Genomic DNA, 5,120 nt, shown 5'->3' on the forward strand with positions numbered 1-5,120 from the left:
CTCGCCTTCTCATTCCTGATGGTCGCGGCGAATATTCAGAAGCCATGCGCTGGATGGCACAACAGACGTCCGAACCTCCGGCCACGGTCAGCAGTGATCATGATTTCCGGAATGGTCTGATCTTCGCCTATTACTCGGAACGCCTGTGGTTGAAGGAATCACCACTGCGGTACCTCGACCAGCGCACCCTGCAGGGACGTCCTACTGACTGGCTTATTCGTCACAATTTTGAAGGGGATCCGACGCTGCCGTCGCAGCTCGTCGATCCGGCCGGGAATGCTTATGAACTGCAGAGGGTGTTTCCGCACCGCAGCCTGACAGGGTGGAACTGGTGGGTCTACCGCAAAAGTAACGCGAACTTGAAGCAAGCTCAATTTCGATGAGTTGCTCCAAGTTCGCGTGGTAAGCCGTCGGCCTCTGATGAGTCGCCCGCATACTTCAATTCGATGCGGACGACTTGGGATGTGTGCTGCTAACCGGGCAGCAGATCAACTCATCAGATTATGAAGAGCCCCCGTGCTGTCGCCCAGGAATGGAACCTTGACGTCCATTCGTTCGAGCATCGAGAGCCACAGGTTGCTGATGGGGGTCTCGTTCGGATAGCGGATGTGACGTCCGGTCTGGATCGTACCACCACCTTTACCTGCCAGCAGCACAGGAAGATCGTCATGGTTATGGGCGTTGCCGTCAGAGTTGGCACTGCCGTACGCAATCATACAGTGATCCAGCAGCGTCCCATCGCCTTCCGGAATCGATTTCAATTTCTGAAGCAGGTACGAGAACTGTGTGACATGGAACTTGTTGATGTCGCGAATCTTTTCCTTCTTCTTGGCATCGTTCCCGTGGTGTGACAGCTCGTGATGTCCTTCGGGGACCCCGATGAATGGATAGGCCTTGTTGCTTCCTTCGTTGGTCAGCACGAACGAGCAAACACGGGTCAGATCTGTCTGGAAGGCGAGGACCATCAGATCGCACATCAGACGCACGTGTTCCTGGAAGTCGCCGGGAACTCCAGCGGGTACTGGATAGTCCGGCGTTTTGACTTCCGGCAACGACGCCGCGCGTGCGATTCGCTGTTCAATGTCACGGATTGAGCTGAAGTATTCATCGAGCTTCCGCTGATCGTTGCGGCCAAGTTTTCCGGCCAGTTCTCGAGTGTCGTCGCGGACGTAGTCGAGAATACTTTTACGAAGCTGATCGCGCTTGGCTCGATCAGCACCAGCACCGGAACCGAACAGCCGTTCGAATACCAGCTTGGGATTCACTTCCTTGGGGTTGGGCTGCGTGGCGGAGCGCCAGGACATCGTGGATGAGTAGACGCAGCTGTAGCCCGAGTCGCAGTTACCGGCCATGGCACCTGCTTCGCAGCCGATTTCAAGCGAGGGCAAACGGGTCTGATCACCGATGCGTGAAGCGGCAACCTGGTCCACCGAGATACCATTACGGATATCGGTTCCGTCCGTTTTCACGGGATGGGCACCTGTCAGGAAGGAGGCAAGAGCCCGTGCGTGGTCTCCACCGCCGTCGCCATGAGCCCGGGCACCATCGGCCGTCAAACCGGTCAGGACCAGCAGATCATCTTTGACTGGTGCGAGTGGTTCGAGAATTGGTGTGAGATCGAAACTTGATCCTTCCGCGGCTGGCGTCCAATCCGCCATGTTTTTTCCGTTGGGAACGTACACAAACGCCATCCGGTTGGGTGCCGTCTTCGTTACCGAAGCTTCTTCTGCCCAGGACGACAGGGGTCCCATGATCTCCAGCCAGGGCAAGGCAATCGCGGTGCTCATGCCCTTCAAGACGGTTCGTCGCGAAATGGGATCTCGTTTCATCTTCATTTCCAGTCTGTCCCCTCGTTTGGCAGATCGCCCCGCGAGAGTGGGTCACGGATTTGTCATTCGGGCTGCACTTCGAAAGTCTTCGAGAGAATGTCTTTTCGAAGTCTCGCACGACGAGCGTCGACATCTCAGTCTTGCACCAAAATCAATCTTGCGCCACCGGATCGCTACCCCGCCGCATTCGGAAGGGATCGCTTTTCACTATTTCAATCACGATTGTGGAGAACCGATTATCTTTCTCCAACGCTTCCTGAATTTTGACAACGGATCTACGGTCATAATATTCCAGTCCGCGTCCCAATCCATAAGTCATCAGCTTTTCTATGAGGTTTCGTCCCACTTTGGCCTGCTGCTCGACAAGAATCGCCTTCAATTCGGCCGGGCCGTTGAAAGATTTGCCGCCTGGCAAAACTCCAGCGGTTTCAATTGGGAATTCCCCGTCTTTTTCTCGGAATCCTCCGATTGCATTATAGTTCTCGAAGGCAAAGCCCAGCGGGTCCATTTTGGCGTGGCAGTTGGCACATGCCGGATTGGCCCGATGCTGCTCCAACCGCTGCCGCAAGGAACCTGACAGTTCGGCATGTTCACCTTCAGGCAGTTCAGGAACGTTCGGCGGTGGAGGAGGAGGGGGGGCCCCGAGAATCTGCTCAAGAATCCACCGTCCCCGTTTCACGGGTGAGGTCCGTGTCGGATTCGACGTCACGGTCAGCACGCTGGCCTGCGTCAGAAGCCCCCCGCGAAGTTTGTCGGGTAGCGTTACACGCACAAACTCGGAGTTGCCTCCGCGTCGACGAGGTTGTCCTTCAGGACGTTCGGGCATGATCGATTCGAGCCCGTAGTGCCGGGCCAGCGGTCTGTTCAGGAACGTGAAGTCAGCGTCGATGAGATCGTTGATGCTGCGGTCTTCGTGAATGATCGCCTGGAAAAACAGTTCCGTTTCTTTCAGCATGGCTGCTTTCAGCTGATCGTTGAACGTCGGAAACTGCTTCATATCCGGTGCGACAGTTTTCAGACGCCGCAGTTGCAGCCACTGCATGGCGAAGTTTTCCACCAGAGAATCTGACTTCGGATCCTGAAGCATTCTCCGAACCTGAGGTTCGATATTCGCGGTCAGTTCGCCGCGGCTCGCCAGATCGAAAAGCTCCTGGTCTGGCATCGAACTCCACAGGAAGTATGACATCCGTGATGCAAGCTGGTACTCGTCCAGTGGACGGGGCTCGGGGCTGTCAGGACGGTCATCAAGTTCGAGTCGGAAAAGAAACTTGGGCGAAACGAGCACAGCCATGAACGACCGCTGCATGGCCTCCTCCCAGCTCAAACCTTCGTCCAGAGAATGGAGCGCCAATGCAACAAGACGATCGACTTCCTCCGTTGTTGCAGGACGTCGGTACGCGCGGGTGGCGAATCGGTTGAGGATCTCTCGTGCCTGATCGGCCTTCGGAAGTTCCGGATTGGTCGCCAGCAATCGCCGATGAGAAGTTGGCACCATGTCGAGTGGTCCTTCGAACTCGGACCATTCAACGAAGAGTGTCCTCTGTCCTTCTTCCGGTTTCTCCGCAGCGGGGTCGGTGAACTCGTTCAAGAAGGCGATTGAGATCTTATGTTCACCCGCAGAGACCTGGATCGGTTTGGCCTCGTAAATGACCTTGTCCTTGTCGACCCCTGTTGCTTTCACTTCGACAGTTTCGAAGGAATTGTCGTCGATCTGGAATGCCGCTTTGACGGGCTCGTCACCGATCTGACGTCCCCAGCCACGGAAACGGAGCTTGTACTCGCCGTCGACGGGCAATTTGTGTGTGATCGACAGCTTGCCATTCATCTCGAGACTTCGGACCCCGACTTCGCGGAACTCTTCTTTCTTCGTGGATTGAAAGAAGGTGGCTGCCGTTCGTCGCTTGGGCGGTTTGGGTGGTTCGCCAACAAGAATCGCTTTTTGAACGATCGACTCGGCCGCAGCCAGATATCGTTCCATCAGTACGGGCGACATGGTCAAGACGTCACCAATATTGTCGAAGCCGTGACCAATGTCGTCGGACGGAAAATCTTCAGCAGGATTGAAATCGATAAAAACCAGATCGCGAACGGTGTGGTTATACTCCGTCCGATTCAACCGCCGGACGGTCACGCGGCCGGGATCCGGTTTTGCCCGCAAATCGGCTTCATTAAACAGATCCCGTACGACATCGACAAACCGATCAATCTCGGCCTGTTCCGGGCGGGGTTTATCCGACGGCGGCATGGTGCCGTTGACGACCATGTCGATCACGTTTTCCCACACAACGCGACGTTTGGTGAGCACGTGCGGATCATTGTCGAACGCAAGGTTCAGATCGGCATTGGGGTCCTTTTCGCCGTGACATTCAACACAGTGCTTTGCCACAAAGGCAACAACACTCTCTTGAAATCGAGTGGCAGGAGGAGGCGTTTCCTGAGCGAGGACTCGTACCGAATCGTTCCCGGCCACAGCCAGCAGGAATGCCAGTGTGAGGAAGAATGCCGACGGTAGAGGAATGTATTTCATGCTGTTTAATTCGCGGCAATTCAGGAGGGCGTGACAATGCACGAAATCAGGCAGGTTTCACTATAAACGTTGTATCGATAATCTCCTTCGCGTGCCAGCACCGTTTCCTGCGGCTATCCGATTTTGCGGCATCGAGAAGTCTCTTTTTTCGGGCAATTCATGCGTCGAAACGGCTGTTCACTTTGCAAGCCAGCTGGGTGGACTCGCTTTCAGACGATCGCGGATACGAAGTAATCGTTCCCCAGCCGCTTTCAGTGTTTCATCCTTTTTGGCAAACATGAACCGCACCTGAGTATGACCCCGTTCACTTGGCCGGTAGAAGCTGCTGCCCGGTACCGCCGACACACCGATTTCGCGGATCATCCAGTTCACAAACTCGGTGTCGTTGGTGGCTCCAAATCCCGAGATATCCGTCATGACGTAGTAGGCCCCTTCGACGTCATTGAACTGGAATCCCGCTTCTCGCAGATAGGGGAGAAACAGGTCCTTCCGTTGACGGTAGCCGTCTTTCAAATACTCGTAGTAGGAGTCCGGCAGGGCCATCGCCGCTGCACCGGCCATCTGCAGTGGATGGGGCGCTCCCACCGTCAGGAAGTCGTGCGCTTTACGAATTCCATTGGTCAGTTCAGCCGGGGCGATGCAGTACCCCAGCCTCCAGCCGGTGATGCTGAAAGTCTTCGACAGCCCGCTGATGGTCACAGTTCGGTCCTGCATCCCGGGCAAGGTCGCAATGCTCAGATGAGGCTTGTCGGAGTAGTTAATGT

4 protein-coding genes are annotated in these 5,120 nt (G+C 55.6%); 1 reads left to right on the forward strand and 3 read right to left on the reverse strand.

Annotated features, from left to right (window positions below; genetic code table 11):
* The coding region (locus tag VGE80_RS18385) for a hypothetical protein (RefSeq protein WP_440593676.1) at positions 1–383 on the forward strand (383 nt) is incomplete at its 5' end.
* 105 nt (positions 384–488) lie between these two features.
* On the opposite strand, the gene VGE80_RS18390 is transcribed toward VGE80_RS18385, so the two are convergent.
* The 3 genes from VGE80_RS18390 to VGE80_RS18400 form a co-directional block, all read right to left on the reverse strand.
* Positions 489–1,829 carry a DUF1552 domain-containing protein gene (locus VGE80_RS18390; protein WP_373651808.1) on the reverse strand — a complete coding sequence of 447 codons (1,341 nt, stop codon included), beginning with the start codon at positions 1,827–1,829 and terminating at the stop codon, positions 489–491.
* Between the two features lie 151 nt (positions 1,830–1,980).
* Positions 1,981–4,356 (reverse strand): DUF1592 domain-containing protein, encoded by a 2,376-nt coding sequence (locus VGE80_RS18395; RefSeq protein WP_440593677.1) that lies wholly within the window; start codon positions 4,354–4,356, stop codon positions 1,981–1,983.
* A gap of 177 nt (positions 4,357–4,533) precedes the next feature.
* Positions 4,534–5,120: pyridoxal phosphate-dependent aminotransferase (locus VGE80_RS18400; RefSeq protein WP_440593678.1), on the reverse strand; the 587-nt coding region annotated here is incomplete at its 5' end.

Origin of the sequence: Schlesneria sp., from assembly GCF_036405755.1 — a bacterium.
In the GTDB taxonomy this organism is placed as follows: domain Bacteria; phylum Planctomycetota; class Planctomycetia; order Planctomycetales; family Planctomycetaceae; genus Schlesneria; species Schlesneria sphaerica.

Bases quoted from the DNA above. Each gene is read 5' to 3' on its own strand.
- VGE80_RS18390 (WP_373651808.1), bottom strand. From the start codon at position 1,829: ATGAAACGAGATCCCATTTCGCGACGAACCGTCTTGAAGGGCATGAGC.
- VGE80_RS18395 (WP_440593677.1), bottom strand. From the start codon at position 4,356: ATGAAATACATTCCTCTACCGTCGGCATTCTTCCTCACACTGGCATTC.